21 protein-coding genes and 1 pseudogene are annotated in these 24,853 nt (G+C 73.9%); 10 read left to right on the top strand and 12 right to left on the bottom strand.

Annotated features, from left to right (window positions below):
- Positions 1 to 48: 48 nt before the first annotated feature.
- From FHR36_RS15515 to FHR36_RS15530, 4 genes are all read right to left on the bottom strand, one after another.
- The gene (locus FHR36_RS15515) at positions 49 to 1,941 is read right to left on the bottom strand and encodes a DUF5107 domain-containing protein (protein WP_253797767.1); all 1,893 of its coding nucleotides are present in this window, start codon (positions 1,939 to 1,941) and stop codon (positions 49 to 51) included.
- 134 nt (positions 1,942 to 2,075) lie between these two features.
- Positions 2,076 to 3,773, bottom strand: coding sequence for a phospho-sugar mutase (locus tag FHR36_RS15520; RefSeq protein WP_253797770.1), 1,698 nt, complete (start codon positions 3,771 to 3,773; stop codon positions 2,076 to 2,078).
- A 135-nt stretch (positions 3,774 to 3,908) separates the two neighbouring features.
- The gene (locus FHR36_RS15525) at positions 3,909 to 4,739 is read right to left on the bottom strand and encodes a purine-nucleoside phosphorylase (protein ID WP_253797775.1); all 831 of its coding nucleotides are present in this window, start codon (positions 4,737 to 4,739) and stop codon (positions 3,909 to 3,911) included.
- 129 nt (positions 4,740 to 4,868) lie between these two features.
- Positions 4,869 to 5,306: a gamma-glutamylcyclotransferase family protein gene (locus FHR36_RS15530; protein WP_253797777.1), complete on the bottom strand. Its 438-nt coding sequence runs from the start codon at positions 5,304 to 5,306 to the stop codon at positions 4,869 to 4,871.
- 87 nt (positions 5,307 to 5,393) lie between these two features.
- Here FHR36_RS15530 and FHR36_RS15535 point away from each other — a divergent pair, with 87 nt between their 5' ends.
- From FHR36_RS15535 to FHR36_RS15545, 3 genes are all read left to right on the top strand, one after another.
- Positions 5,394 to 6,848 (top strand): NAD(P)H-quinone dehydrogenase, encoded by a 1,455-nt coding sequence (locus tag FHR36_RS15535; RefSeq protein ID WP_253797779.1) that lies wholly within the window; start codon positions 5,394 to 5,396, stop codon positions 6,846 to 6,848.
- 144 nt (positions 6,849 to 6,992) lie between these two features.
- Complete coding sequence (locus tag FHR36_RS15540; protein WP_308199361.1) at positions 6,993 to 7,931, top strand: DeoR/GlpR family DNA-binding transcription regulator; 939 nt, start codon at positions 6,993 to 6,995, stop codon at positions 7,929 to 7,931.
- Between the two features lie 156 nt (positions 7,932 to 8,087).
- On the top strand, positions 8,088 to 9,479 hold the full coding sequence (locus tag FHR36_RS15545; RefSeq protein WP_253793560.1) for an IS4 family transposase: 1,392 nt from the start codon (positions 8,088 to 8,090) through the stop codon (positions 9,477 to 9,479).
- A 167-nt stretch (positions 9,480 to 9,646) separates the two neighbouring features.
- Here the strand turns inward: FHR36_RS15545 and FHR36_RS15550 are convergent, their stop codons facing one another.
- Together FHR36_RS15550 and FHR36_RS15555 are read right to left on the bottom strand one after the other, a co-directional pair.
- The gene (locus FHR36_RS15550; RefSeq protein ID WP_253797780.1) at positions 9,647 to 11,422 is read right to left on the bottom strand and encodes an acetyl/propionyl/methylcrotonyl-CoA carboxylase subunit alpha; all 1,776 of its coding nucleotides are present in this window, start codon (positions 11,420 to 11,422) and stop codon (positions 9,647 to 9,649) included.
- Positions 11,423 to 11,649: 227 nt separating this feature from the next.
- Complete coding sequence (locus tag FHR36_RS15555) at positions 11,650 to 12,387, bottom strand: hypothetical protein (protein ID WP_253797783.1); 738 nt, start codon at positions 12,385 to 12,387, stop codon at positions 11,650 to 11,652.
- 254 nt (positions 12,388 to 12,641) lie between these two features.
- Here FHR36_RS15555 and FHR36_RS15560 point away from each other — a divergent pair, with 254 nt between their 5' ends.
- Complete coding sequence (locus tag FHR36_RS15560) at positions 12,642 to 13,400, top strand: alpha/beta hydrolase family protein (protein ID WP_253797792.1); 759 nt, start codon at positions 12,642 to 12,644, stop codon at positions 13,398 to 13,400.
- Between the two features lie 10 nt (positions 13,401 to 13,410).
- Here FHR36_RS15560 and FHR36_RS15565 read toward each other — a convergent pair whose 3' ends face one another.
- The 4 genes from FHR36_RS15565 to FHR36_RS15575 form a co-directional block, all read right to left on the bottom strand.
- Positions 13,411 to 14,010, bottom strand: coding sequence for a Maf family protein (locus tag FHR36_RS15565; protein WP_253797794.1), 600 nt, complete (start codon positions 14,008 to 14,010; stop codon positions 13,411 to 13,413).
- A 41-nt stretch (positions 14,011 to 14,051) separates the two neighbouring features.
- Positions 14,052 to 14,177 carry a morphogenic membrane protein MmpB gene (gene mmpB, locus FHR36_RS39340; protein ID WP_301330255.1) on the bottom strand — a complete coding sequence of 42 codons (126 nt, stop codon included), beginning with the start codon at positions 14,175 to 14,177 and terminating at the stop codon, positions 14,052 to 14,054.
- A gap of 236 nt (positions 14,178 to 14,413) precedes the next feature.
- Positions 14,414 to 14,629 carry an acyl-CoA carboxylase subunit epsilon gene (locus FHR36_RS15570; protein WP_253797796.1) on the bottom strand — a complete coding sequence of 72 codons (216 nt, stop codon included), beginning with the start codon at positions 14,627 to 14,629 and terminating at the stop codon, positions 14,414 to 14,416.
- A 17-nt stretch (positions 14,630 to 14,646) separates the two neighbouring features.
- Complete coding sequence (locus FHR36_RS15575; RefSeq protein WP_253797800.1) at positions 14,647 to 16,236, bottom strand: acyl-CoA carboxylase subunit beta; 1,590 nt, start codon at positions 16,234 to 16,236, stop codon at positions 14,647 to 14,649.
- Positions 16,237 to 16,423: 187 nt separating this feature from the next.
- Here FHR36_RS15575 and FHR36_RS15580 point away from each other — a divergent pair, with 187 nt between their 5' ends.
- From FHR36_RS15580 to FHR36_RS15595, 4 genes and pseudogenes are all read left to right on the top strand, one after another.
- Positions 16,424 to 17,320, top strand: coding sequence for a biotin--[acetyl-CoA-carboxylase] ligase (locus FHR36_RS15580; protein WP_253797816.1), 897 nt, complete (start codon positions 16,424 to 16,426; stop codon positions 17,318 to 17,320).
- Between the two features lie 147 nt (positions 17,321 to 17,467).
- Positions 17,468 to 18,544 (top strand): adenylate/guanylate cyclase domain-containing protein, encoded by a 1,077-nt coding sequence (locus FHR36_RS15585; protein WP_253797818.1) that lies wholly within the window; start codon positions 17,468 to 17,470, stop codon positions 18,542 to 18,544.
- 115 nt (positions 18,545 to 18,659) lie between these two features.
- Positions 18,660 to 19,877, top strand: a pseudogene (locus FHR36_RS39920) (diguanylate cyclase domain-containing protein); the annotation flags it as partial.
- 711 nt (positions 19,878 to 20,588) lie between these two features.
- Positions 20,589 to 20,924 (top strand): hypothetical protein, encoded by a 336-nt coding sequence (locus tag FHR36_RS15595; RefSeq protein WP_253797829.1) that lies wholly within the window; start codon positions 20,589 to 20,591, stop codon positions 20,922 to 20,924.
- Here FHR36_RS15595 and fdhD read toward each other — a convergent pair.
- Entirely contained in the window at positions 20,878 to 21,732 is an 855-nt protein-coding gene (fdhD, locus tag FHR36_RS15600) for a formate dehydrogenase accessory sulfurtransferase FdhD (protein WP_253797831.1), read from the bottom strand. The genes FHR36_RS15595 and fdhD overlap by 47 nt on opposite strands.
- A 99-nt stretch (positions 21,733 to 21,831) precedes the next feature.
- Between fdhD and hutH the strand changes: the two genes are divergently transcribed.
- Entirely contained in the window at positions 21,832 to 23,385 is a 1,554-nt protein-coding gene (gene hutH, locus FHR36_RS15605) for a histidine ammonia-lyase (protein ID WP_253799292.1), read from the top strand.
- Between the two features lie 22 nt (positions 23,386 to 23,407).
- On the opposite strand, the gene FHR36_RS15610 is transcribed toward hutH, so the two are convergent.
- On the bottom strand, positions 23,408 to 23,761 hold the full coding sequence (locus FHR36_RS15610) for a hypothetical protein (protein ID WP_253797832.1): 354 nt from the start codon (positions 23,759 to 23,761) through the stop codon (positions 23,408 to 23,410).
- A 210-nt stretch (positions 23,762 to 23,971) separates the two neighbouring features.
- Here FHR36_RS15610 and FHR36_RS15615 point away from each other — a divergent pair, with 210 nt between their 5' ends.
- Entirely contained in the window at positions 23,972 to 24,841 is an 870-nt protein-coding gene (locus FHR36_RS15615; protein WP_253797833.1) for a MurR/RpiR family transcriptional regulator, read from the top strand.
- Positions 24,842 to 24,853: the final 12 nt, after the last annotated feature.

Genomic DNA, 24,853 nt, shown 5'->3' on the forward strand with positions numbered 1-24,853 from the left:
CTGGCGACCTGATCCGGGCCGCCGAACCCCGGGGGCCGGACCGGGGCCTCAGCGGCCGTCGTCCGGCCGCATCCGGAAGTCGTACCGGCGCGGCAGCGGCCACTCGGCCCTGACCCGCTCGCGGACCGCGTCGGTGACCGGTCCGCCGGCGGCGAGCCGGGCCTCGTGCACCGCGTACCAGAGCGTGTCCAGCGCGTCCTCGCCCTCCCGCAGGTCGGCCGGCTCGATGCCGTCCGCGAGCAGCCGCTCGGCCCGGCCGAGCAGCCCGGCAGCCAGGGCGGCCCGGGCCTCCAGCAGCCGGATCCGGCCGGCTGCGCGCTGCGCCCCGGGCAGCCGGTCGACCAGGGCGAGCGCGTCCGCGGGCTGGTCGGCGGCGAGCAGGGCGTCGAGGGTCTCGACGGTCAGCTCGGGCAGTGCGGGCAGCAGGGTGTGCGCCTCGGCGAGCAGGTCGGCGGCGTCGGCGGTGCGGCCCGCCAGGCGTTCGAGCGCGGCGAGGTTGCGCAGCGCCCAGGGGGTGCGTTCGGCCGCGAGCGACCGCTGCCAGGCGGCGCGGGCGTCCGCGGGCCGGCCGTCGGCGAGGTGGAGCAGGCCGAGCTGGAGCAGTGCGTGCCAGTCCTCGGCGCCGGCGAGTCGCTCGGCCCAGTGCGCGCCGGTGACCGGCGCGGCCGGGGGGTCGCTGATCGGGAGCTTCCCGGTCTCCAGCAGCTCCAGCCAGGGCCGCTGTTCCTCGCCGGGGGCGGGGAAGGGCAGCCCCGGCAGCTGCGGCAGGGCGCCGGCCCGCTGCTCCAGCGCGCCCCAGCCGGAGGCTTCGAACAGTGGCTCCACCGGGCAGTCGTCGGGGGTCGGCGCGGGGTCGAAGGGCAGCTCCCGGACGGTCCGGTCGATCCGGGCCACCGCCTCGGACCAGGCGCCGTCGACCGCGGCCCGGTCGGTGAGCGGGCCGTACGCCTCGGTCCAGCTCCAGGTGGTGCGGCCGGGCAGCGGCAGGTGCTCCAGCTGCGTGGCGGCCAGGCCCGCCTGGATCTCCAGATAGCGGGCGTCGGGGCCGCTGAGCCACTCCTGCCAGCGCCGCCCGCCCGTCCCGCCGCCCCAGTGGAAGACCTTGCGTCCGCGCAGCCGGGCGGTGGAGAACTGGACCAGCCCGGTGCCGTCGTCCGCCAGCGCGGCGATCCACGGCCGCTCGGTGCCGGCCGGCAGGTCGAGGAAGTAGTCGGCGGCGTACGGCACGCCGGCCGGTCGGCTGCGGTCGGTGCCGTCGACCACCGGGAACGGGACGCGGCGCAGCCGGGCCGAGTAGTCGTAGTGGAACGCCTCCGAGGCCGGGGCGAACACCCGGGTGCCGGGGGTCTCCGGGACGGCGGTGTTGGACCACCAGTACGCCGGCACGGTCTCCTCGCCGGGGTTGTGCAGTGCCACCTGGACGTGCAGCAGCGCCGAGCCGGGCGGCAGCCAGACGTCGAGGCGGAACACCAGCCGGCGCATCCGCTCCACCTCGTACATCCGCAGCACGGGTGTGCCGTCGGCCCGTTCGGTGCGGACGGTGTGCAGCGGGGCGCAGGTCAGCGGGTGGTGGCCGGTGCCGGCGGCGTTCCACTCCACGCCGCCGGCGAACCAGGCGCCGCGCAGCGCGAGGTCGGCCGGCTGGAACACCGGGTTGCGGTGCAGCAGTTCGCGGCCGGTGGGGCGGTGGCGCAGCGACTGGAGCCGGCCGCCCAGGGTGGGCAGGAAGAAGGCGGTCAGCTGCTCGTTCTCCAGCACCACCGCGGGCAGTTCGCGGTCGGTGCGGACGCGGTCGTAGCGGCCCTGCGCGGTGTACGGCAGCAGGGTGGCGGGTTGGCCCTCCCCGGGCACCCCGGTGCCGTGCAGGATCGGCAGCGGTCCGGCGGTGGGCAGGGCGGCGGCGGGCAGCCGGACGGTGGCGGTGCGCAGCGTGCTGGTCATTCCAGGACGCTAGGCACGGCCGCCGCCGCGCGGAAGGGACTTTGCTGCGGCCGCGCTTGGACGAATGGGAAGGGGTACCGCCCCCGGCGGGGGAAGCGGGTGGGTCCCGCCGGGGGCAGGTGGGCAGCCGGGATTCAGGCGCCGATGCCTGCGGCTGCGGCCAGGTCGCGCTTGATCGCGGCGAGCACCTGGGCGGCGCGGTCGCGGGTGGGCGCGAGGTCTGCGGCGGTGCCGACCGGGAGGACGACCTCCAGGTAGCACTTGAGCTTGGGCTCGGTGCCGGACGGCCGGACCACGATCCGTGCCGAGCGGACGCCGTCGCCGGCCAGGTGGTAGCGCAGGCCGTCGGTGGGCGGCAGGTCGGCCGAGCCGGCGGTCAGGTCGTCCGCCCCGGTGACCCGCAGGCCGGCCAGGACAGTCGGCGGCCGGTCGCGCAGCCGCTGCATGGCGTCGGCGATCACCGACAGGTCGTCGACCCGGACCGACAGCTGGTCGGTGGCGTGCAGGCCGTGGGCGAGCGCCAGGTCGTCCAGCAGGTCGGGCAGGGTGCGGCCGGTGCGCTTCAGGCCGGCGGCCAGTTCGGCGACCAGCAGGGCGGCGGTGATGCCGTCCTTGTCGCGGACGCCCTCGGGGTCGACGCAGTAGCCGAGCGCCTCCTCGTAGCCGTACCGCAGGCCCTCGGCCCGGGAGATCCACTTGAAGCCGGTGAGCGTCTCGGCGTAGTCCAGGCCCGCGGACTCGGCGATCCGGCCGAGCAGGGTGGAGGAGACGATGGTGGTGGCGAAGGTGCCGCCGGCGTGCTTGGCGACCAGGGCGGAGCCGAGCAGCGCGCCGACCTCGTCGCCGCGCAGCATCCGCCAGCCGCCGTCGGCCCGGACGGCCACCGCGCAGCGGTCGGCGTCCGGGTCGTTGGCGATCACCAGGTCCGGGCCGACCGAGGCGGCGGTCCGGAACGCGAGGTCCATCGCGCCGGGCTCCTCCGGGTTGGGGAAGGCCACGGTCGGGAAGTCGGGGTCGGGTTCGGCCTGCTCGGCGACCACGGTCGGGGCGGGGAAGCCGGCGTGCTTGAAGGCGGCCAGCAGGACGTCCCGGCCGACGCCGTGCAGCGGCGTGTAGACCACGTCCAGGTCGCGGGCGCCGCCCGGCTCGACCACCGAGACGGCGCGCTGCAGGTAGGCCTCGACCACGTCGTCGCCGAGCACCTCCCAGCCGCTCTCGGCGCGCGGGACGTCGGCCAGCGAGCCGATCGCGTCGATCTCGGCCGCGATGTCGGCGTCGGCGGGCGGGACGATCTGCGACCCGTCGCCGAGGTAGACCTTGTAGCCGTTGTCCTGCGGCGGGTTGTGGCTGGCGGTCACCGTGACACCGGCGGCCGCGCCCAGGTGGCGGATGGCGAAGGCCAGCACCGGGGTGGGCAGCGGGCGGGGCAGCAGCGCGGCGCGCAGGCCGGCCCCGACCACCACGGCGGCGGTGTCGCGGGCGAAGTCGTACGACTTGTGCCGGGCGTCGTAGCCGATCACGACCAGGTCGCCGAGCTCCGGGTGGCGGCGGACGTACGCGGCGAGGCCGGCGGCGGCGCGGATCACCACGGCGCGGTTCATCCGCATCGGGCCGGCGCCCAGCTCGCCGCGCAGCCCGGCGGTGCCGAACTGGAGGCGGTCGGCGAACCGCTCGGCCAGCCGGGACCAGGCGATCCGCTCCTCGGACTCGGCGTCGGGGCCCTCGGCGGCGGCCAGCAGTGCGGTCAGTTCATCGCGGGTCTGCGGGTCCGGGTCCTCGGCGAGCCAGGCCCGGACGCGGTCGAGGAGATCGGTGGTGGGTGCCTGCGGCATGGGTGCCTTGCTCCCTCGTGAGAAGTCGTCGCGAAAAAACGGGCGCCAACGGGAGGGGCCGCCGACCGGCGCGTGGGGGCGAGCCCACACCCCGGCCGACGGCCCTTCCGTCATTGATTCTGCGTCAGAGCGGGGTCAGATCCGCTCAAGGACCTTCGCGAGCAGCGTGCCCATCCGCTCGGCCGAGGCCTTGCCGGCCTCCAGGACCTCTTCGTGGTTGAGCGGCTCGCCGGTCATGCCCGCGGCCAGGTTGGTGACCAGCGAGATGCCCAGCACCTCGGCGCCGGCCTCGCGGGCGGCGATGGCCTCCAGAGTGGTCGACATGCCGACCAACTCGCCGCCGATCACCCGGGCCATGTTGACCTCGGCCGGGGTCTCGTAGTGCGGGCCGCGGAACTGCACGTACACGGCCTCGTCGAGGCTGGGGTCGATCTCCCGGCACAGCTCGCGCAGGCGCTTGGAGTACAGGTCGGTGAGGTCGACGAAGTTCGCGCCGACGATCGGGGAGTCGGCGGTCAGGTTGATGTGGTCGCTGATCAGCACCGGCTGGCCGGGCACCCAGCCCTGGCGCAGGCCGCCGCAGCCGTTGGTCAGCACGACGGTCCGGCAGCCGGCCTCGGCGGCGGTGCGCACGCCGTGCACCACGGTGGCCACGCCGTGGCCCTCGTAGTAGTGGTTGCGGCCGAGGAAGACCAGCGCGCGGCGGTCGCCCTCACCGGGGAGGCGGACCGAGCGGATCTTGCCCGCGTGGCCGGCCACGGCCGGGGCCGGGAAGCCCGGGAGGTCGGTGACCGGGAACTCGGCCAGCGTCTCGCCGAGGGCGTCGGCGGCCGGCACCCAGCCGGAGCCCATCACCAGGGCGACGTCGTGGCGCTCGGCACCGGTGATCTCGCGGACGCGATCGGCGGCGGCGCGGGCGGCGGCGTAGGGGTCGGTGGAGACGACCGACTGAGGAGAAGCGTTCACGGGACCGAGGATAGACAAGATTCGCCTACGCGCGTAGACAGATCGCCGAAGCCATGCCGGATCGTTACCCGGATTGCGTAGAACGACAGCTTTTGGGTGGTAGGTCCGCCCCTCTCCTGTCGATTCCTCTCAACAGGGGCGGCGCCGCAGGTCCAGCACGTAGTCGTCGGGCGCGCCGGCGCTCTCCGCGGCGTCCGCGATCAGCCCGAGGTAGCGCGCCGCGGGCAGCCCGCCCTCGTAGTCGTTCAGCACGTACGTCCAGACCGGGACCTCGCCGTCCAGGGTCTGTGCCCGCAGCCGCACCTTGCGGTAGATGCCGAGCTGCACGCCCTCCCAGCGGTCCAGGCCGTCCGCGTCCATCGGCGCCACGTCGTAGAGCGAGACGAACACCTCGGCCTTCTCGTCCTCCACCACCGTGGCCAGCGAGCCCTCCCAGCCCAGCTGCTCGCCGCCGAACGTCAGCCGCCAGCCGGACAGCCAGCCGGTGCCGCGCAGTGGCGAGTGCGGGGCGCGCCGACTCATCTGCCGGGCGTCGAGGTTGGTGGCGTAGGCGGCGTAGAGCGACATGGGCGCCAGCCTACGCCCCGACGCGCCGACCGCCCTGCGGGCCCCGGACGGGCCCCGGCGGTGGAATCACATCCGGCGTGCGGGACAATGGAGCACGTGACTCGGATCGTGATCATCGGTGGCGGACCCGGCGGATACGAGGCGGCCCTGGTGGCAGCCCAGCTCGGCGCGGAGGTGACCGTCGTCGACCGCGACGGTCTGGGTGGATCGGCGGTGCTGACCGACTGCGTCCCGTCCAAGACGCTGATCGCCACGGCCGAGGTGATGACCACCTTCGACTCCTCCTACGAGGAACTCGGCATCATCGTCGCCGACGACACCCCGCCGCTGGAGCAGCAGGCCCGGGTGGTCGGCGTCGACCTGGGCAAGGTCAACCGCCGCGTGAAGCGCCTGGCGATCGCCCAGTCCCACGACATCACCCAGGCGGTCACCCGCGCCGGGGTCACCGTCCTGCGCGGCAAGGGCCGGCTCGGCCCCGGCGGCCAGGGCGTGGACGGCTCCCGCGAGGTCCTGGTCGACCACGAGGACGGCAGCACCGAGTCGCTGCGCGCCGACGCCGTGCTGATCGCCACCGGCGTCCACCCCCGCGAGCTGCCCGACGCCGCCCCGGACGGCGAGCGCATCCTCACCTGGACCCAGGTGTACGACCTGGAGGAGCTGCCCCGCGACCTGATCGTGGTCGGCTCCGGCGTCACCGGCGCCGAGTTCGCCGGCGCCTACCAGGCGCTCGGCTCCAACGTCACCCTGGTCTCCTCCCGCGACCGGGTGCTGCCCGGCGAGGACCCGGACGCCGCCGAGGTGCTGGAAGAGGTCTTCCGCCGCCGCGGCATGAACGTGATGAGCCGCTCGCGCGCCGAGAGCGCCAAGCGCATCGGCGACAAGGTCGAGGTGACCCTGTCCGACGGCACGGTCATCGAGGGCACCCACTGCCTGATGGCGGTCGGCTCGATCCCCAACACCGCCGGGATGGGCCTGGAGGAGGCCGGCGTCCACCTCAACGACTGGGGCCAGATCAAGGTCGACCGGGTCTCCCGCACCACCGCCCCCGGCGTGTACGCCGCCGGCGACTGCACCGGCGTCTTCATGCTCGCCTCGGTCGCCGCCATGCAGGGCCGGATCGCGATGTACCACGCGCTCGGCGACGCGGTGCAGCCGCTCAACCTCAAGACCGTCGCCTCCAACGTCTTCACCGACCCGGAGATCGCCACCGTCGGCTACACCGCCGCCGACGTGCAGCGCGGCAAGATGGACGCGGTCGAGATCAAGCTCCCGCTGCGCGGCAACCCGCGCGCCAAGATGCAGGGCATCAGGGACGGCTTCGTGAAGCTCTTCTGCCGCCCCGGCACCGGCATCGTGGTCGGCGGCGTGGTCGTCGCCCCGCGCGCCAGCGAGCTGATCCACTCCATCTCGCTCGCCGTCGACAACAACCTGACCGTCGAGCAGGTGGCCGGCGCCTTCACCGTCTACCCCTCGCTCTCCGGCTCCACCGCCGAAGCCGCCCGCCAGCTGCACATCCGCAAGCGCGACGAGGGCGACGCCTGACCCACCGGCACCACGGATCCCACGGGGCTCACCCGGACAGCGGAGCGCGCATTGTAGGGTCGCACGCTGCTCCGAGGTGAGCATTTCCCGCTACCAGCTGCAAACGCCTGAAAGCAGACGGTCACTCAGGTTACCGTCGGTGCTGTGTTTGCAGCAGAACGTCGCCAGTTGATCCTCGAAATGGTGCGCGCCAACGGAGCCGTGTCGCTCCGTGAGCTGGCCCGCGTCGTCCAGACCTCCGAAGTCACCGTACGCAGAGACGTCCGGGCGCTGGAGGCCGAAGGGCTGCTCGACCGCCGGCACGGCGGCGCGGTGCTCCCCGGCGGCTTCAGCCGGGAACCGGGGTACCCGCAGAAGACCCATCTCGCCGCCGCCGAGAAGAGCGCCATCGCCGACCTGGCGGCAGGCCTGGTGGAGGAGGGTGACGCCGTCGTGGTCGGCGCGGGCACCACCACCCAGGAGCTGGCCCGCCGGCTCGCCCGGGTGCCCGGGCTGACCGTGGTCACCAACTCCCTCCTGGTGGCCCAGGCCCTCGCCCACGCCAACCGGGTCGAGGTGGTGATGACCGGCGGCACCCTGCGCGGCTCCAACTACGCGCTGGTGGGCAGCGGGGCCGAGCAGTCGCTGCACGGGCTGCGGGTCTCCAAGGCCTTCGTCTCCGGCAGCGGCCTGACCGCCGAGCGCGGCCTGTCCACCACCAACATGCTCTCCGCCAGCGTGGACCGGGCCCTGGTGCAGGCGGCGGGCGAGGTGATCGTGCTCGCCGACCACACCAAGCTCGGCACGGACACCATGTTCCAGACCGTGCCGACCGACGCGATCACCCGGCTGGTGACCGACGAGACCTCCGCCGCGGACGACCCGACCGCCCGGGAGCTGGACGCGCTCGCCGACTGCGGCGTACAGATCTCGGTGGCGCCGCTCGGTTCCGCCGTGGAGGCGCCCGTCCACCCGGCCCAGGGCGCCCAGGCCGCCGCTCCGCGGCGCGGCGCCCCGCCGCCGCCCGGGGGCTCCCCGCTGCCCGGCCAGCGCCGTCCCGGCGCGCCGGGGCAGCTGCCCACCCGCCTCGCGAGCATTCGGTAGGGCACACGACAGGGGCGCGTGGGGGTACCTCCAATGCCGTCAAGTTATGGCGGGTTGGGGGTATGGGCTGGTGTTTCGCCGGTTTTGGGGACAACGAGGGCAGGGCCCCGCTACGGATTTGGGTGTCGAGTCCGTTTCCGTGGAGGAGCCCTGCCGGTGTCCAAGTCTGTCATCACGCGCACGCTGTCCGCAGCTGTTGGGTGTTTCGCGCCGGGGCACCTGGGCCCGCTGACCTGGTTGCTGCCGTTCTCGGCGGTGGATGACGCGCTCGCGCGGACCGGCACGGTGCAGCGTCGGGTGCGTGACCTGCCGGCCCGGGTGGTGGTCTACCTGCTGGTCGTCCAGGGGTTGTGCGGGTCGGCACCCTTGAGTGCGGCCTACCGGATGCTGTGTGCCGCGTTGGTCGGGCCGGGGCTGCCCGACCCGACTCGGCAGGGCCTGCACGCCGCACGGGCCCGGCTGGGAACAAGACCGCTGCGACTGCTGCTCGGCGAGTTGTGCCGCCACCCCGACACGGTGCCGGGCCTGTGGCGCGGCCTTGAGGTCTGCGCGATCGACGGCACGGTCCTCGACGTCCCCGACTCCGGGGCGAACCGGGCCTGGCTGGGTAAGCACGCGCACCGCCACGGCACGGCCGGCTATCCGCAGGTGCAGGTGATCGTCCTGGTCTACTGCACCACCCGAGCCCTGATCGACGCCGTGTTCGGTCCGGTGGCCGGCCGCGAGTTCGTCCCGGCCAGGCGTCTGCTGCGCAGCCTGCACACGGGGATGCTGGTCCTGCTGGACGCGGGCTTCGACGCGGCCGGGTTCCTGTCGGACGTGGCCGCCACCGGCGCCGACTTCGTCGTCCGGCTGCCTCGCACCGCCCGTCTGGTCGCCCTGGAGCGCTACCCGGACGGCTCATGGCTCACCGTCCGGGCCGGACGCAAGGTCCGCGCGATCGCCGTCACCGTGCAGATCACCACCGGTGAAGGCACCCGCACCAGCACCTGGCTGTTCGCCACCACTCTTCTCAACTGGCGCACCCACCCCGCCGACCAGGTCGTGGCCTGCTACCACGACCGCTGGGAAGTCGAGGAAGCGTTCTGCTCGATCAAGTCCACGATGCTCGACGGGAAGGTCCTGCACTGCACCGGCCCCGCCGGCCTGGCTCAGGAACTGCACGCCCTGCTCATCGCCTACCAACTGCTGCGACTGGTCATGGCCCGCGCCGGGGCCGCAGCCGGACTGCGCTGCACCGCCATGGGCTTCACCCTCGCCCTGCGCGAAGCTGTCAACGGCATCACCGCCGCGGTACAGATCGAGGGCCCCACCGATGCCCACCTGCTGGGGGCGGTCGGCACCTATCTGCGCGACCACCCCCTACCCGAACGCCGCCTACGGATCTACAACCGCCTGGTCAAACGACCCCTGTCCAAATACGCGGCCGGAAAGATCGGGAACGGCAGGAAGCGACAGATCATCCCCGCCGGCAGAGCCACCCTGACCGCCACCATCGACCACAACAGCCCGAACTCCCACCCCTACCAGCCCCAACACCAAACTTGACGGCATTGGGGGTACCTCCCGGCCGAAGGCTGGGGGAGAACTGCGCGACCAGCCGACAGCTCGGGTAGAGCGATGGTTGGTCGCGCAGTTCCCCGCGCCCCTGGTGGTTGGCCGCCCGACCAGCCACCGCTCCACGTGAGTGGATGGCTGGTCGGGCAGTGAGCCCCTTACTGGTCCTTGATCTCGCAGAGGGCGGCGCCGCTGCTGACCGACTGGCCGACCTCGGCCTTGAGGCCGACGACGGTGCCGGCCTTGTGCGCGTTCAGCGGCTGCTCCATCTTCATCGCCTCGAGGACGACGATCAGCTCGCCCTCGGCGACGACCTGGCCCTCCTCGACGGCGACCTTGACGATGGTGCCCTGCATCGGCGAGGCGAGGGTGTCACCGGAGACGGCGGACCCGGCCTTCTTGGCGCCGACGCGACGCTTGGCGACCTTGTTGCCGCCCGTCGCGGGGGCGGCGGCGGAGACGCCGAGCGAGGAGGGCAGCGAGACCTCGATCCGCTTGCCGCCGACCTCGACCACGACGGTCTCGCGGCCCTCGGCCTCCTCGCCCTCACCGCCGGCGCCGGTGAACGCCGGGATGGTGTTGTCGAACTCGGTCTCGATCCAGCGGGTGTAGACCGTGAACGGGCCCTCGCCGCCGTGCACCTCGGGCGCGAACGCCGGGTCGGTGACGACCGTCTGGTGGAACGGGATGGCGGTGGCCATGCCCTCGACCTTGAACTCCTCCAGCGCGCGCTTGGCCCGCTGCAGGGCCTGCTTGCGGGTGGCGCCGGTGACGATGAGCTTGGCCAGCAGGGAGTCCCAGGCGGGGCCGATGACCGAGCCGCTCTCGACGCCGGCGTCCAGGCGGACGCCCGGGCCGGACGGCGGGGCGAACAGGGTCACCGTGCCGGGCGCGGGGAGGAAGCCGCGGCCCGGGTCCTCGCCGTTGATGCGGAACTCGATCGAGTGACCCCGCACCTCCGGGTCGTCGTAGCCGAGCTCCTCGCCGTCGGCGATCCGGAACATCTCGCGGACCAGGTCGAGGCCGGTGACCTCCTCGGAGACCGGGTGCTCGACCTGCAGGCGGGTGTTGACCTCCAGGAAGGAGATCAGGCCGTCCTGGGAGACCAGGAACTCGCAGGTGCCGGCGCCGACGTAGCCCGCCTCGCGCAGGATCGCCTTGGAGGCGCGGTACAGCTCGGCGTTCTGCTCGGCGGTGAGGAACGGCGCGGGGGCCTCCTCGACCAGCTTCTGGTGGCGGCGCTGCAGCGAGCAGTCGCGGGTGGAGACGACCACCACGTTGCCGTGGCTGTCGGCCAGGCACTGGGTCTCCACGTGCCGCGGCTTGTCGAGGTACTGCTCGACGAAGCACTCGCCGCGGCCGAAGGCGGCGACCGCCTCGCGGACCGCCGACTCGTACAGCTCGGGGATCTCCTCGAGCGTGCGGGCGACCTTGAGACCGCGACCGCCGCCGCCGTACGCCGCCTTGATGGCGACCGGCAGGCCGTGCTCGGTGGCGAACGCGACGACCTCGTCGGCGCCGGAGACCGGCTCCGGGGTGCCGGCGACCAGCGGGGCGCCGGCGCGCTGGGCGACGTGCCGGGCGGTGACCTTGTCGCCGAGGTCGCGGATGGCCTGCGGCGGCGGGCCGATCCAGATCAGGCCGGCGTCGAGCACGGCCTGGGCGAAGTCCGCGTTCTCGGACAGGAAGCCGTAGCCGGGGTGGACGGCGTCCGCCCCGGAGTCGGCGGCCGCCTTCAGCACCTTGGCGATGTCCAGGTAGCTGGTGGCGGGGGTGTCGCCGCCGAGCGCGTAGGCCTCGTCGGCCGCGCGGACGTGCAGCGCGTCCCGGTCCGGCTCGGCGTACACGGCGACGCTGGCGATACCGGCGTCCCTGCAGGCCCGGGCGACGCGGACGGCGATTTCTCCGCGGTTGGCGATGAGCACCTTGCGCACTGTGGCTCCCTTCTTGAACCTCGTTGAGTCTAGGGATCGGATGGTCCTACCGGCGAGTAGTCCCTGGTGGTGAGCATGCTCACACGGAGCGTGACGCGTCTGAGTGATCGCTCGGGCACGGAGCGGGACGCTCCGCTGGTGGCGACGGTACGCCCGTCGCCCCGGCCGAGGCCCGGGCGGCGCGGCGGTCCGGCACCCGGAGGCGTGGCCTTCGCCACACGGTCGGCTCAGGCGGCCACCGGGACCGGCCGGGCTGTCGTGGCGGCGCCGGTGACGTCCGCCTCGAACTCGACCACGTCCGGCCCGTACGCCTCGGCGTTGACCACCTTCAGCACCAGGGCGAAGGTGGCGCCGGTGCCGTGACGCCGGGCCAGGCTCCGGTGGTGGGCGGCCAGGTAGCGGACCGCGGCGTGGTTCGAGGTCGCGGTCTGACCCGCGATCAGGAACACCGGCCGGGTGCCCGGCGAGGCGTGCAGCCTGGCCAGCAGCACGTACGTCGGACTCTCCGGCGAGGTGTACGGGAACTCCCGCTCGCCCACCACGAGGGTGAGCGGGGCCCGCGGCTCCCCGGCGGCGGTGAAGTCCACTCCTGGCAGCCAGGACGCCACGTGGGCCGCGGCCCGCGCGTTGCTGGACGGTCCGCCGATGCAGAACTCCGCCTTGGAGCCGAGCCCCTGGCGTATCTCGTCATGGGCCGCGATCTCCGCCCGGGCGCCGCACTCGCGGACCAGGGCGGCCAGCTCCATCAGCGCGTACGCGTCCCGGCGGGCCACCGCGTCGGTGTTGCCGCCGCCCGCCTTCCGGTTGACCACCAGCAGGCACTCGGCGCCCGCGGGCATGCCGAAGAAGTCCTGCATCCGGCCGAGCCTGCGGCGGCGGCGCACGGTCTGCGCCAGCCAGCCGAGCCCGGCGCTGATTCCGGTGGCGATCAGGCCGAGCACCACGTTGAGCACGTTGTCGGTCATCTCTGCCGGGCTCCCTCTTCGGCTGATCGGCTGGGTCAGCCTATCGTCGGGTCCGGGGTGCGAGGGGTGGATCGGTTGGACAGATGTGCGGCCCCGGTTCTGTTCGGATCCGCACCCACAACCGGAACCGAACCTGCCACTTCCGCGGTCGCCGTCCGGGTATTGGTTCAGACCATTGACGGGTGGTCGCCCCCTCCCTAGCGTGCTGCGGACGGCCGCGCCGGCCGTCCGAACGCCGATCCACGGGGGAGTACGTGAAGCGCTTCGCCCTGCCCGCGACCGCCGCCGCGACCGCCGCGCTGCTGCTCACCGCCTGCACCGGCGGCGCCGACGGCTCCTCCGGCAGCGCCGCGCCGCCCGCCCCGAGCGCCCGGACCCACGGCTGCCTCACCGCCGACCAGGCCGCCAAGGGCGCCTTCGGCCTGGAGGCCGGCACCGCCGCCGGCGGCACCCTGGACGCCTACTACCGCGACTCCGACGCGGGCGGCGCCAAGGTCGGCATTGTCCTCTCCCACCAACTCGGCGGTTCGCTCTGCGACTGGACGCCGTACCTCGCCGCCTTCACCGCGGCCGGGTACGCGGTGCTCCCGTTCGGCTCCGAGGGCGACGTCACCGACGGCATCCGGGCCGCCGCCGACTACCTGAAGGGCAAGGGCGTCACGAAACTCGCCCTGATCGGCGCCTCCAAGGGCGGCACCGCCTCCCTGGTGGCCGCTCGGCTGGCGAGCCCGCTGCCGATCGCCGCCGTCGTCACCCTCAGCGCGCCGGAGGCGAACGGTCAGTTCAACGGGGCGCTGGCGGTCCGGAACAGCACCGTCCCGACCCTCTTCGCCGCCGAGGAGGGCGACTCCCCGTTCAACGCCGCCGCCCGGACCCTCTACGACGAGTCCGCCAGCCCGCACAAGCAGCTCAAGCTCTACCCCGGCTCCAGCCACGGCGCACCCCTCCTCACCGAGGGCGCGATGCCGGACGTCCAGGCCTTCCTCGCCGCGTACGCCCCGCCGACCGGCTGAGCCCCCGGCGCTACGCCCAGAGGTCGGTGATGCGCACGTCCAGCTCGGCGAGCAGGCGGCGCAGCAGCGGCAGCGAGAGGCCGATGACGTTGCCGGGGTCGCCGTCGATGCCCTCGACGAACGGGGCCGAGCGGCCGTCCAGGGTGAACGCGCCCGCGACGTGCAGCGGTTCGCCGGACGCCACGTACGCGGCGACCTCCGCGTCGTCCGGGGTGCCGAAGCGGACCGTGGTCGACGCCGTCGCCGACGCCTGCCGCCCGGTCGCCGTGTCGATCACGCAGTGACCGGTCTGCAGCACGCCCGCGCGGCCGCGCATCGCCTGCCAGCGGGCCAGCGCCTCGGCGGCGTCGGCCGGCTTGCCGAGCGCCTGCCCGTCCAGCTCCAGCACCGAGTCGCAGCCGATCACCAGCTCCCCGCCGGCGAGTTCGGACGCCACCGCCTTCGCCTTCGCCTCGGCCAGCACCAGCGCCAACTCGCCCGGGGTGGCGGCGCTCAGCGCGTCCTCGTCCACCCCGCTGACCACGACCCGGGGGTCGAGTCCGGCCTGCCGGAGCAGTCCGAGCCGGGCGGGGGAGGCGGAGGCGAGTACGAGGGCGCGGCGATCGGTCATGCCGCCAAGCGTAGGGCCTCCCGCTCCCGGTCAGGGGCCCGTCAGACCATCAGCATGGCCGCCGCCAGGACGGCGAGGAGGGCCAGTACCAGGCCTGCGCGGCGCAGCATCTCCTGCACCCGCCGGGCTTCGGGGGACGGTTCGTCGCGGGGGTCGGACCAGAGCATTCCTCCACCCTGCGACGGCCTGCGCGGCCGGCGCCTGAGTACGGGTACTCAGATCGGCCCGGTCCTCGACCCAGGGCCGCTGCCAGTCGGAGATCCGGGGGAAGTAGTCGGCCTCGACGCCACGCATCCGGTCGGCGCTGACGGGGAACGCAAGGAGGGGCGCGGGGAACTGCGCGACCAGCCAACAGCTCAGGTAGAGCGATGGCTGGTCACGCAGTTCCCCGCGCCCCTGAAAATCAGGCCCAGGCGCTGGTGCGCCAGGCGTTCGGGCCCGGTCGCAGCGCCGGGCGGAGCCGCTTCGCGTGGTCGTTCCACGGGTCGGCCGGGCCGCCCGCCTGGCGGGCCGCCTCGGCGGCGGCCTGCGCGGCGGCGGCCCGGGCTTGGACCACCGCCAGGACGGTGGCCAGCTCCTCGGGGGTCGGCTGCCCGTGCAGCACCTGAATCGGGGACATCTCCACGAACCCTTCTGCTACAGCGGGATGTTGCCGTGCTTCTTGGGCGGCAGCACCTCGCGCTTGCCGCGCAGCGCACGCAGCCCGCGCACGATGTGCCGACGGGTCTCGCTCGGGGCGATGACCGCGTCCACGTAGCCGCGCTCGGCGGCCAGGTACGGGTTGAGCAGGGTGTCCTCGTAGGAGGCGAGCAGCTCGGCCCGCTTCTCTTCCAGGATGCCCTCCTGGTCGGCGGCGGCGAGCTCGCGCCGGTGCAGGATGTTGACCGCGCCCTGGGCGCCCATGACGGCGATCTGGGCGGTCGGCCAGGCCAGGTTGAGGTCGGCGCCGAGGTGCTTGGAGCCCATGACGTCGTACGCGCCGCCGAAGGCCTTGCGGGTGATGACGGTGATCAGCGGGACGGTGGCCTCGGCGTAGGCGTAGATCAGCTTGGCGCCGCGGCGGATGATGCCGTCCCACTCCTGGCCGGTGCCGGGCAGGAAGCCGGGGACGTCGACGAAGGTGAGCACCGGGATGTTGAAGGCGTCGCAGGTGCGGACGAAGCGGGCGGCCTTCTCGCTGGCGGCGATGTCGAGGCAGCCGGCCAGGTCCATCGGCTGGTTGCCGACGATGCCGACCGGGTGGCCCTCGACCCGGCCGAAGCCGGTGAGGATGTTGCCGGCGTAGAGCGGCTGCACCTCGAGGAACTCGCCGTCGTCGAGGATGTGCTCGATGACCTTGTGCATGTCGTACGGCTGGTTGGCGGAGTCGGGCACGATGGTGTCCAGCTCCAGGTCCTCGTCCGTGACGGAGAGGTCGGCCTGCTCGGGGTAGACCGGCGGGTCGGAGAGGTTGTTGGAGGGCAGGTACGAGAGCAGGCTCTTGACGTACTCGACGGCCTCCTTCTCGTCGGCGGCCAGGTAGTGCGCGTTGCCGGACTTGGTGTTGTGGGTCCGGGCGCCGCCCAGCTCCTCCATGCCGACGTCCTCGCCGGTGACGGTCTTGATGACGTCCGGGCCGGTGATGAACATGTGCGAGGTCTGGTCGGCCATCACGACGAAGTCGGTGACGGCGGGGGAGTAGACCGCGCCGCCGGCGCAGGGGCCCATGATCAGCGAGATCTGCGGGATCACGCCGGAGGCGTGCACGTTGCGGCGGAAGATCTCGCCGTACAGGCCGAGCGAGACCACGCCCTCCTGGATCCGGGCGCCGCCGGAGTCGTTGATGCCGATCATCGGGCAGCCGGTCTTCAGGGCAAAGTCCATCACCTTGACGATCTTCTCGCCGAAGACCTCGCCGAGCGAGCCGCCGAACACGGTGAAGTCCTGGGCGAACACGGCGACCTGCCGGCCGTCGACGGTGCCGTAGCCGGTGACCACGCCGTCGCCGTACGGGCGGTTCTTCTCCTGCCCGAAGTTGGTCGAGCGGTGCCGGGCGAACTCGTCGAACTCGACGAACGAGTCCTCGTCCAGCAGCTCCGCGATCCGCTCACGCGCCGTCAGCTTGCCCTTGGCGTGCTGCTTCTCGACCGCCGCGGCGGAGCCGGAGTGCACCGCCGCGTCCAGCCGTCGATGCAGCTCGGCGAGCTTGCCGGCGGTGGTGTGGGGGTCGTACGGGGCCTCGGTCATCCGGTGGCTCTCCTGGATCCTCGGGGCCGCGACCTGTCGCTGGACGGCTCCGGGCAGGGCGGCGCTGCGGTCTACCGTTGAGTAGCGTAGCCATCGCGGGGCGTTTCCGGTTATGGCCATCGACACATCGAGTTAACGCGCGTTCTGCGGGACGATGGAGCGGCGTGCGGCCGGATAGCCTGACCAGGTGACCGACGCCGACCACCCCCGTCCCCGCCGCTCCGGACTCCGTGGCTTCGGCCACGCCGGTCCGTCCCCGTGGACCGATCTGGACCGACCCCCGCTGGACGAGGCGGCGCTGCGCCGGGACCTGGTCCTGCCGGGCGCGCTGTGGACCGCGGTCGACGTGGTGGCCGAGACCGGCTCGACCAACTCCGACCTGGCCGCCCGGGCCCGCGACGGCGCGCCCGAGGGCGCGGTGCTGGTGGCCGAGTCGCAGAGCGCGGGCCGCGGCCGGCTCGACCGCCGCTGGAGCGCCCCGCCCCGCTCGGGCCTCTTCTTCTCCGTCCTGCTGCGCCCCGAGGGCGTGCCGGTCGAGCGGTACGGCTGGCTGCCGATCCTGGTCGGCACCGCCGCCGCGGCCACCCTCGGCCGGGTCGCCGAGATCGAGGTCGGCCTGAAGTGGCCGAACGACCTCCAGGTCACCGTGGACGGCGCGGAGCGCAAGCTCGGCGGCATCCTCACCGAGCTGAGCGGCGGCGCGGTGGTCGCCGGACTCGGCGTCAACGTCTCGCTGCGCGAGGCCGAGCTGCCGGTGCCGACCGCCGCCTCGCTCGCCCTGGCCGGGGCCGCGGTCACCGACCGGTCGACCCTGCTGCGGGCCGTGCTGCGGGAGTTCGCCGAGCTGTACGGCGAGTGGAAGGCGGCCGCCGGCGACCCGCACGCCAGCGGGCTGCTGCCCGCGTACACCGCCCGCTGCACCACGCTGGGCCGCCCGGTCCGGGTGCAGCTGCCGGGCGACCGGGAGCTGGTCGGCGAGGCGGTGGCGGTCGACGGGGACGGCCGGCTGGTGGTCCGCACCCCGGACGGCGTCCGGCACCCGGTCGCCGCCGGTGACGTGGTGCACGTCCGACCGCAGGGCTGATCCGACCGGATGCCCCGGATCGCGCGATTCCGTGCGAACATTCCACCTGGCAGGTGTGAGGCGCGCCACTGCTCCCTCCCGGGGGCTTGCGCGTCCGTGGACAGGCAGGACACGAGGCAAGTGCGGCGACCGCACGGGGACGGACCGGTGGCAGAGCAGGGCGGCAACGGCGACGACGGCAGGAACGGCGCGGGCGGCTCGACGGGCGACCGCACCGTCGCGCTGGACCTGGAGCGGTTGATCCTCGACGCACCGCGCAGATACACGCCGTACCAGGCCGCCCGCGCCGCCGACGTCCCGATGGAGATGGCCACCCGCTTCTGGCGGGCGATGGGCTTCCCGGACATCGGCCAGTCCCGCGCCCTCACCGACAACGACGTGATCGCGCTGCGCCGGCTCGCCGGCCTGGTGGAGTCCGGGCTGCTCAGCGAGTCGATGGCGATCCAGGTGGCCCGTTCCACCGGCCAGACCACCGCCCGGCTGGCCGGCTGGCAGATGGACACCTTCCTCGACAACCTCACCCAGTCCGTCGAGCCGGGCCTCACCCGCGCCGAGGTCGCCTACCCGCTGACCGAACTGCTGCTGCCCGAGCTGGAGCAGTTCCTGGTGTACGTCTGGCGCCGCCAGCTCGCCGCCGTCACCGGCCGGGTGGTGCAGGCCGCCGAGGACACCGAGATCACCAGCGGCAAGCTCGCCGTCGGCTTCGCCGACCTGGTCGGCTTCACCCGGCTGTCGCGCCGGCTGGAGGAGGAGGAGCTCGGCGAGCTGGTCGAGAGCTTCGAGAACTCCTGCTCCGACCTGATCGCCGGCCAGGGGGGACGGGTCATCAAGACCCTCGGCGACGAGATCCTCTACGTCTCCGAGGACCCGGCGACCGCCGCCGAGATCGCCCTCGGCCTGGTCGAGACGCTGGCCAAGGACGACTCGATGCCCGCGCTGCGGGTCGGCATGGCGTTCGGCACCGTCACCTCGCGGATGGGCGACGTCTTCGGCACCACCGTCAACCTGGCCAGCCGGCTCACCTCCATCGCGCCCAAGGACGCCGTCCTGGTCGACGGCGAGCTGGCCGCCGTCCTGGAGCAGAACGGCGTCGCCGTCTCCCCGGGCGAGCCGTCCGAGACCGACGCCAACCACCGCTTCCACCTCCAGCCGATGTGGCGCCGCCCGGTCCGCGGCCTCGGCCTGGTCGAGCCCTGGCTGCTCGGCCGCGCGCGGGCCGTCTGACCGCCACGGAAGAGCGGTGCGCGAGCCGTCCGGCCCGATCGCGGACAAATCGCCCTAATCTGGGTCCCGAGGACACTCGTACCCAGGGATGAGGCGATCGGTGAGCGAGGCGACCATGACCGAGGCGAGCCCGTCCGCGACCTCCACGCCCGACCTGCGGCTCCAGGCGGTGGTCGAACTCGCCCAGGACATGGCCGGCGCCCTCACCCCGCTGGAGGCGGTCCGGGCCGCCGCCGTCCGCGCCACCTCCGCGCTGTCCGCCACCATGGCCGCCGTCTCGGTCTGGGACCGCGAGTCCGGACGGCTGCGGGTCCTGGTCAACCACGGCGACCTCGCCGCCGGCGAGGAGGAACTCCCCGAGGACGAGTCCTACCCCGTCGCCGACTTCCCCGAGATCGTCACCTACCTGGAAGAGCACTGGACCACCGGCCGGCTGCCCCGCGCCTGGGTCCAGACCGCCGAGGACGGCTCCCCGCCCGCCGGACTCTCCCACCCCGGCGCCGGCGCCTTCTGCCGCCAGCGCGCCGCCGGACTGCGCCGCCGCGGCCGCGAGTGCTGCCTGGTCGCCCCGATCGTGCTGCACGGCCAGGCCTGGGGCGAGCTGTACCTCGCCCGCGGCGCCGGCCTGCCGGTCTTCAGCGAGGACGACGCCCAGTACGCCACCCTGCTGGCCGCCCAGGTCTCCGCCGGCCTCGCCCAGACCGAACGCGTCGCCGACCTGCGCCGGCTCGCCTTCACCGACCCGCTCACCGGCCTCGCCAACCGCCGCGCGGTCGACGCCCGGCTGGACAGCGCCCTCGGCGCCCACAACCGGGACGGCACCGTGGTCTCCCTGGTGGTCTGCGACGTCAACGGCCTCAAGCGGGTCAACGACGAACTCGGCCACGAGATGGGTGACCGGCTGCTCGAACGCTTCGCCCACCAGCTCTCGCTCTCCGCCGCCAAACTGCCCGGCTCGCTCGCCGCCCGGCTCGGCGGCGACGAGTTCTGCCTGCTCGCCGAGGGCCAGCGGGCCGACGAAGTGGTCGCCGTCGCCGAGGAACTCTGCGCCCGCGCCCTCGAACTCACCGACGGCGAGGGCGTGGCCTGCGGCATCGCCTCCACCGGCGACTCGATCGGCCCGGTCACCACCGCCGACCGCCTGTTCCGCCTCGCCGACGCCGCCCAGTACCGGGCCAAGGCCGCCCGCGCCGCCCACCCCGTGGTGGCCGGCCGCAACCACGGACCCGGCTTCGCCCCCGACCCCACCGTGCTGCTCGCCGACGCCGCCGACCCGCACCACCGCGCCGACGGCCGCCGCCCGGCCGGGCCCGGCGGCCGGGGCGGCACCGGCGACCGCCGCCGCTTCCGCGGCGCCGCCCACAGCGCGGACCCGGGCCAGCTGCTGGCCGCCGTCCTCACCGCCCTCGACCAGGGCGGCACCCAGCGCACCGCCCACCCCGCCGACACCCTCGCCCGGCTCGCCACCGTCGCCGAGACCGCCGCCCGACTGCTCAACGCCGTCGCCTGGTGGATCTCCTACGTGCCGCCCGGCTCCCGGCTGATGCGCACCACCGAGCACGCCGTCTACCGGATGACCGGCGGCCCCGGCTCCAGCCGCGCCGTCACCCAGCGCGCCCAGATCGAGGCCCCCGACGCCGTCTTCGACCTCGGCCACTACCCGCTCACCCGGCGCGCCGTACACGGCGGGGCCTTCGCCCTGCGAGCCGGCGGCACCGCCAACGACGCCGCCGAGGAAGCCGTCATGGTGGTCAGCGGCTACAAGGCCATGGTCGCCGCCGGCGGCACCAACCCGGCGGGCGGCTGGCTCCTCGAACTCTTCGCCGACGACTCCACCCTCCCGCTCGGCCAGATCGCCCCCGCCCTCCGCGCCCTCGTCGCCGTCGCCCTCTCCGGCCCCTCCTCCCCACCCCCGGCCTGACCCGTCGTCCGCGGTCGGCGGATTTTCGGCGTGCCACAGACGGGCAACAAGTCGGTACGACGGTGTCGTTCGGGCGGGTGGCCGTGGGATGGTGTGGGGCCAGTCCGGAAATTGGAGGGGTGAATGCGGACCAGACTCGCGGGGGCGCTGCTCTCGGTGGTGTTGGCGGTCGGCGGGGCGACGCTGGCCGGAGGGACGGCGCAGGCGGCGCCGCGGACGGCGGTGACGGCGGTTCAGCAGGCGCCGGCCGCAGCTCCCGCGGTGGCTCCGGCGGCCGCGCCGGCGGTGGCGCCGCAGGGCGACCACGCCAAGCAGTTGGCGGCGAAGGACAAGAAGAAGAAAAAGAAGAAGAGCGGCTTCTTCGGCAAGCTCATCGGCGGCGTGGTGGTCTTCGCGATCGTCGTGATCGTGCTCATTCTGGTGATCGTGCTGATCGTCCGTCGGAACCGGCGGAGCTGACCCGGTCGGCGCGGGCGTAGACGTTGGCGCTGCGCCCGCGCAGGAACCCGACCAGGGTGAGCCCGAGTTCGTCGGCGAGATCCACCGCGAGCGAGGACGGCGCGGACACGGCGGCGAGCAGCGGTATCCCCGCCAGCGCCGCCTTCTGCGTCAGTTCGAACGAGGCCCGCCCGCTGACCATGAGCAGATGGCCGGTCAGCGGCAGCAGGCCCTCCCGGAGCGCCCAGCCGACCACCTTGTCGACCGCGTTGTGCCGGCCGACGTCCTCGCGGGCGCAGAGCAGCCGCCCGTCCGCGTCGAACAGTCCGGCGGCGTGCAGTCCGCCGGTGCTGTCGAAGGTGCGCTGGGCCTCGCGCAGGGTGTCCGGGAGGCCGTAGAGCACCTCGGGGGCGACGGTGAGGGCGTCGTCGGCGACCTTCCAGCGGCTGTGGGTGCGGACCGCCTCGACGGTGTCCCGGCCGCACAGGCCGCAGGCGCTGGTCATCAACAGGTTGCGGTGGGCGGAGAGCGGTGTCCCGCCGCCGCGCACCATCGCGTCGACCACGTTGTACGTGTTGGCGCCGTCCGCGTCGGTGCCCGCGCAGTAGCGCAGGGCGGCGAGCTGTCCGTGCTCGGCGACCAGGCCCTCGCCGACCAGGAAGCCGGCCACCAGGTCGAAGTCGTGGCCGGGGGTGCGCATGGTGACGGCGAGCGCCTCGCCGCCGACCCGGATCTCCAACGGCTCCTCGGCGGCCAGCGAGTCCGGCCGTGCGCCGCGCTCGTCGCCCCGCAGCCGTACCACCCGTCGCCGCACCGTCGACCGTGCCATGTCCGCACACCTCCAGGACCCACCATAGGGGGCGACGCCCACCCGGTGGACCAACGGTTGTCAGATGTCCATTCACCTGATTCGATTGTGCATATGGATATGCACAGTGTCGTCCAGGTCGGCAAGGCCGACGTCAGCGCCGAGGATGTCCTCGCCGTCGCCCGCGGCCTCGCCCGGGTGGAGATCGGTCCCGACGCCCAGGCCGAGATGGCCGCCGCCCGGGCCACCATCGACGCCCTGGCCGCCGAGCCCCGGCCGGTCTACGGCGTCTCCACCGGCTTCGGCGCCCTCGCGGTCCGCCACATCAGCCCCGAGCTGCGCGCCCAGCTGCAGCGCTCGCTGGTCCGCTCGCACGCGGCCGGCATGGGCCCGGTGGTCGAGCGCGAGGTGGTCCGCGCGCTGATGTTCCTGCGGATGAAGACCCTCGCCTCGGGCCGCACCGGCGTACGCCCGGTGGTCGCCGAGACGATGGCCGCGATCCTCAACGCCGGCATCACCCCGGCCGTGCGCGAGTTCGGCTCGCTGGGCTGCTCCGGCGACCTGGCGCCGCTGTCGCACTGCGCGCTGGTCCTGATGGGCGAGGGCACCGCCTTCGGCCCGGACGGCGCCGAGAAGGACGCCGCCGAGCTGCTCGCCGCCGCCGGCATCGAGCCGATCGAGCTGCTGGAGAAGGAGGGCCTGGCCCTCATCAACGGCACCGACGGCATGCTCGGCATGCTGGTGATGGCGATCTCCGACCTGAGCCGCCTGTTCACCACCGCCGACATCACCGCCGCGATGAGCCTGGAGGCGCTGCTCGGCACCGACAAGGTGCTCGCCCCCGAGCTGCACGGCCCGATCCGCCCGCACCCGGGCCAGGCGCTGTCCGCCGCCAACATGCTGGCCGTGCTCAAGGGCTCCGGCCTCACCGGCCACCACCAGGACGACGCCCCGCGCGTCCAGGACGCCTACTCGATCCGCTGCGCCCCGCAGGTGGCCGGCGCCGGCCGGGACACCCTGGCGCACGCCCGTACGGTCGCCGACCGCGAGCTGGCCGCCTCGGTCGACAACCCGGTGGTGCTGCCGGACGGCCGGGTGGAGTCCAACGGCAACTTCCACGGCGCCCCGGTCGCGTACGTGCTGGACTTCCTCGCCATCGCCGCGGCCGACCTCGGCTCGATCTCCGAGCGCCGCACCGACCGGCTGCTCGACAAGGCCCGCTCGCACGGCCTGCCGGCCTTCCTGGCCGACGACCCGGGCGTGGACTCCGGTCTGATGATCGCCCAGTACACCCAGGCCGCCCTGGTCAGCGAGAACAAGCGGCTCGCCGTCCCGGCCTCGGTGGACTCCATCCCCTCCTCGGCGATGCAGGAGGACCACGTCTCGATGGGCTGGTCCGCCGCCCGCAAGCTGCGCCAGGCGGTCGACAACCTGACCCGCATCCTGGCCGTCGAGCTGGTCGCCTCGTCCCGTGCGCTGGAGATCCGCGCCGAGGGCGGCAGCGGTCCGCTCGCCCCGGCCACCGTCGCGGCGATCGAGGCCGCCCGGGCGGCCGGCGTCGGCGGCCCGGGCCGCGACCGCTTCCTGTCGCCCGACCTGGAGGCCGCGGCCGCCCTGGTCGCCTCCGGCGAGCTGCTGGGTGCGGTCGAGCGGGTCACCGGCCCGCTGGCCTGACCCGTCGCGGGGGCGGGTGGGCTCAGCCCCAGCCGCCCCCGCGCCGCTGCGGCAGCCGGTCGGCCAGCGCGCCGGCCACGTTGATGCCGACGATGCCGGCCCAGCAGACCACCAGGCCCGCGAGCTGGGCGGACTCGGCGGCGATGGCGGTCAGCGGGATGCCCATCACCAGCGAGAGGATCTGGACCGTGAACCGGCGGTTGCGGACCTTGTCCGCCGCGGGTGCCGGCGCCTGGGGCAGCGGGGCGTCCAGTCGGCTCTCCAGTCGGGCGATGAAGGAGTCGACCAGCTCGGCCTCGTACTCCTTGCCGAGGTCCTTGCGGGCCTGTAGCGCCGCGTTGAGGTCGTGCCGCAGGTCGTCCTTGCGAGTGTCCATGGCGACCATCGTGGCTCCCGCCAACCACCCGCAACCACTGTCCCGGCGCGATTTCGGGGGCGGGTCAGGGACGAATCAGGGTCACCCCGGGGCCGCGCGGCCCGTCCCGCTGTACGAAACGCCATTGCCCGCATGGCAGGACTGCGCCACAGTCGTCCCAGCCGCCGCAGCCACCGGCGGCCGCCCAACCCGAGCGTGGAGGTACCGCTGATGACAGCCCTGGACGAGACCGGCACGGTGGGGCCGTCCGCTCGACTGCTGCAGCTCTTCGAGGGCCACCGGCTGACCCCCACCCAGCGCCGGATCGCGCACTCCCTGGTCCGGCACGCCACCGAGGCGCCGTTCCTGTCGAGCGTCGAGGTCGCCGAACTGGCCGGCGTCAGCCAGCCCTCGGTCACCCGCTTCGCCGTCGCCCTCGGGTACGACGGCTACCCGGCGCTGCGCAAGCAGCTGCGCGAACTCGGCGCGGGGGAGGCCCCGGCGCCCGAGACCCCGGCCGACGCGGTGCGCAACGAGCACCAGCAGGCGGTGCTCGCCGAGATCGAGCACCTGCGCCACCTGGCCGAGCTGCTGGCCGACCCGGAGCCGATCGTGCGCGCCGCGCGGCTGCTCGCCGCCTCCCGGCCGCTGCCGGTGCTCGGCCTGCGGGCCGCCTCCGCGCAGGCCCGCGGCTTCGCCTACTTCGCGGCCAAGGTCCACCCGGACATCCGGCTGCTGGACGAGGGCGGCTCGATGCTCGCCGACCGGCTGGAGCAGGCCGCCGCGGCGGGCGCCACCGCGCTGCTCTGCTTCGCGCTGCCGCGCTACCCGCGCGAGCTGATGGAGGCGCTGGCGGTGGCCCGCGAGTGCGGGCTGACCGTCCTCACCGTCGCCGACTCCGCCTTCGCGCCGGTCGCCAAGCTCTCCGACCTGCTGCTGCCCGCCGCGGTCGGCCACGGCCTGGTGTTCGACACCGCGTGCGCGCCGATGATGCTCGGCCGGGTGCTGCTGCAGACCATGTGCGACGAACTGCCCGGCGCCGAGGCCAAGCTGGAGGCCATCGAGCAGTCGGCCGCGGCCCGCGGACTGTTCCTGGACTGACGCCCGCCCGCC

It is taken from the genome of Kitasatospora cinereorecta, from assembly GCF_024172095.1.
GTDB classification, from domain to species: domain Bacteria; phylum Actinomycetota; class Actinomycetes; order Streptomycetales; family Streptomycetaceae; genus Kitasatospora; species Kitasatospora cinereorecta.

What these genes read in the sequence shown, in the direction of transcription:
- FHR36_RS15515 (WP_253797767.1), bottom strand. Translation starts at nt 1,941, where the DNA reads ATGACCAGCACGCTGCGCACCGCCACCGTCCGGCTGCCCGCCGCCGCC.
- FHR36_RS15520 (WP_253797770.1), bottom strand. Translation starts at nt 3,773, where the DNA reads ATGCCGCAGGCACCCACCACCGATCTCCTCGACCGCGTCCGGGCCTGG.
- FHR36_RS15530 (WP_253797777.1), bottom strand. Translation starts at nt 5,306, where the DNA reads ATGTCGCTCTACGCCGCCTACGCCACCAACCTCGACGCCCGGCAGATG.
- FHR36_RS15535 (WP_253797779.1), top strand. Translation starts at nt 5,394, where the DNA reads ATGGAGCACGTGACTCGGATCGTGATCATCGGTGGCGGACCCGGCGGA.
- FHR36_RS15555 (WP_253797783.1), bottom strand. Translation starts at nt 12,387, where the DNA reads ATGACCGACAACGTGCTCAACGTGGTGCTCGGCCTGATCGCCACCGGA.
- FHR36_RS15565 (WP_253797794.1), bottom strand. Translation starts at nt 14,010, where the DNA reads ATGACCGATCGCCGCGCCCTCGTACTCGCCTCCGCCTCCCCCGCCCGG.
- mmpB (WP_301330255.1), bottom strand. Translation starts at nt 14,177, where the DNA reads ATGCTCTGGTCCGACCCCCGCGACGAACCGTCCCCCGAAGCCCGGCGG.
- FHR36_RS15570 (WP_253797796.1), bottom strand. Translation starts at nt 14,629, where the DNA reads ATGTCCCCGATTCAGGTGCTGCACGGGCAGCCGACCCCCGAGGAGCTG.
- FHR36_RS15575 (WP_253797800.1), bottom strand. Translation starts at nt 16,236, where the DNA reads ATGACCGAGGCCCCGTACGACCCCCACACCACCGCCGGCAAGCTCGCC.
- FHR36_RS15595 (WP_253797829.1), top strand. Translation starts at nt 20,589, where the DNA reads ATGCGGACCAGACTCGCGGGGGCGCTGCTCTCGGTGGTGTTGGCGGTC.
- fdhD (WP_253797831.1), bottom strand. Translation starts at nt 21,732, where the DNA reads ATGGCACGGTCGACGGTGCGGCGACGGGTGGTACGGCTGCGGGGCGAC.
- hutH (WP_253799292.1), top strand. Translation starts at nt 21,832, where the DNA reads ATGCACAGTGTCGTCCAGGTCGGCAAGGCCGACGTCAGCGCCGAGGAT.
- FHR36_RS15610 (WP_253797832.1), bottom strand. Translation starts at nt 23,761, where the DNA reads ATGGACACTCGCAAGGACGACCTGCGGCACGACCTCAACGCGGCGCTA.
- FHR36_RS15615 (WP_253797833.1), top strand. Translation starts at nt 23,972, where the DNA reads ATGACAGCCCTGGACGAGACCGGCACGGTGGGGCCGTCCGCTCGACTG.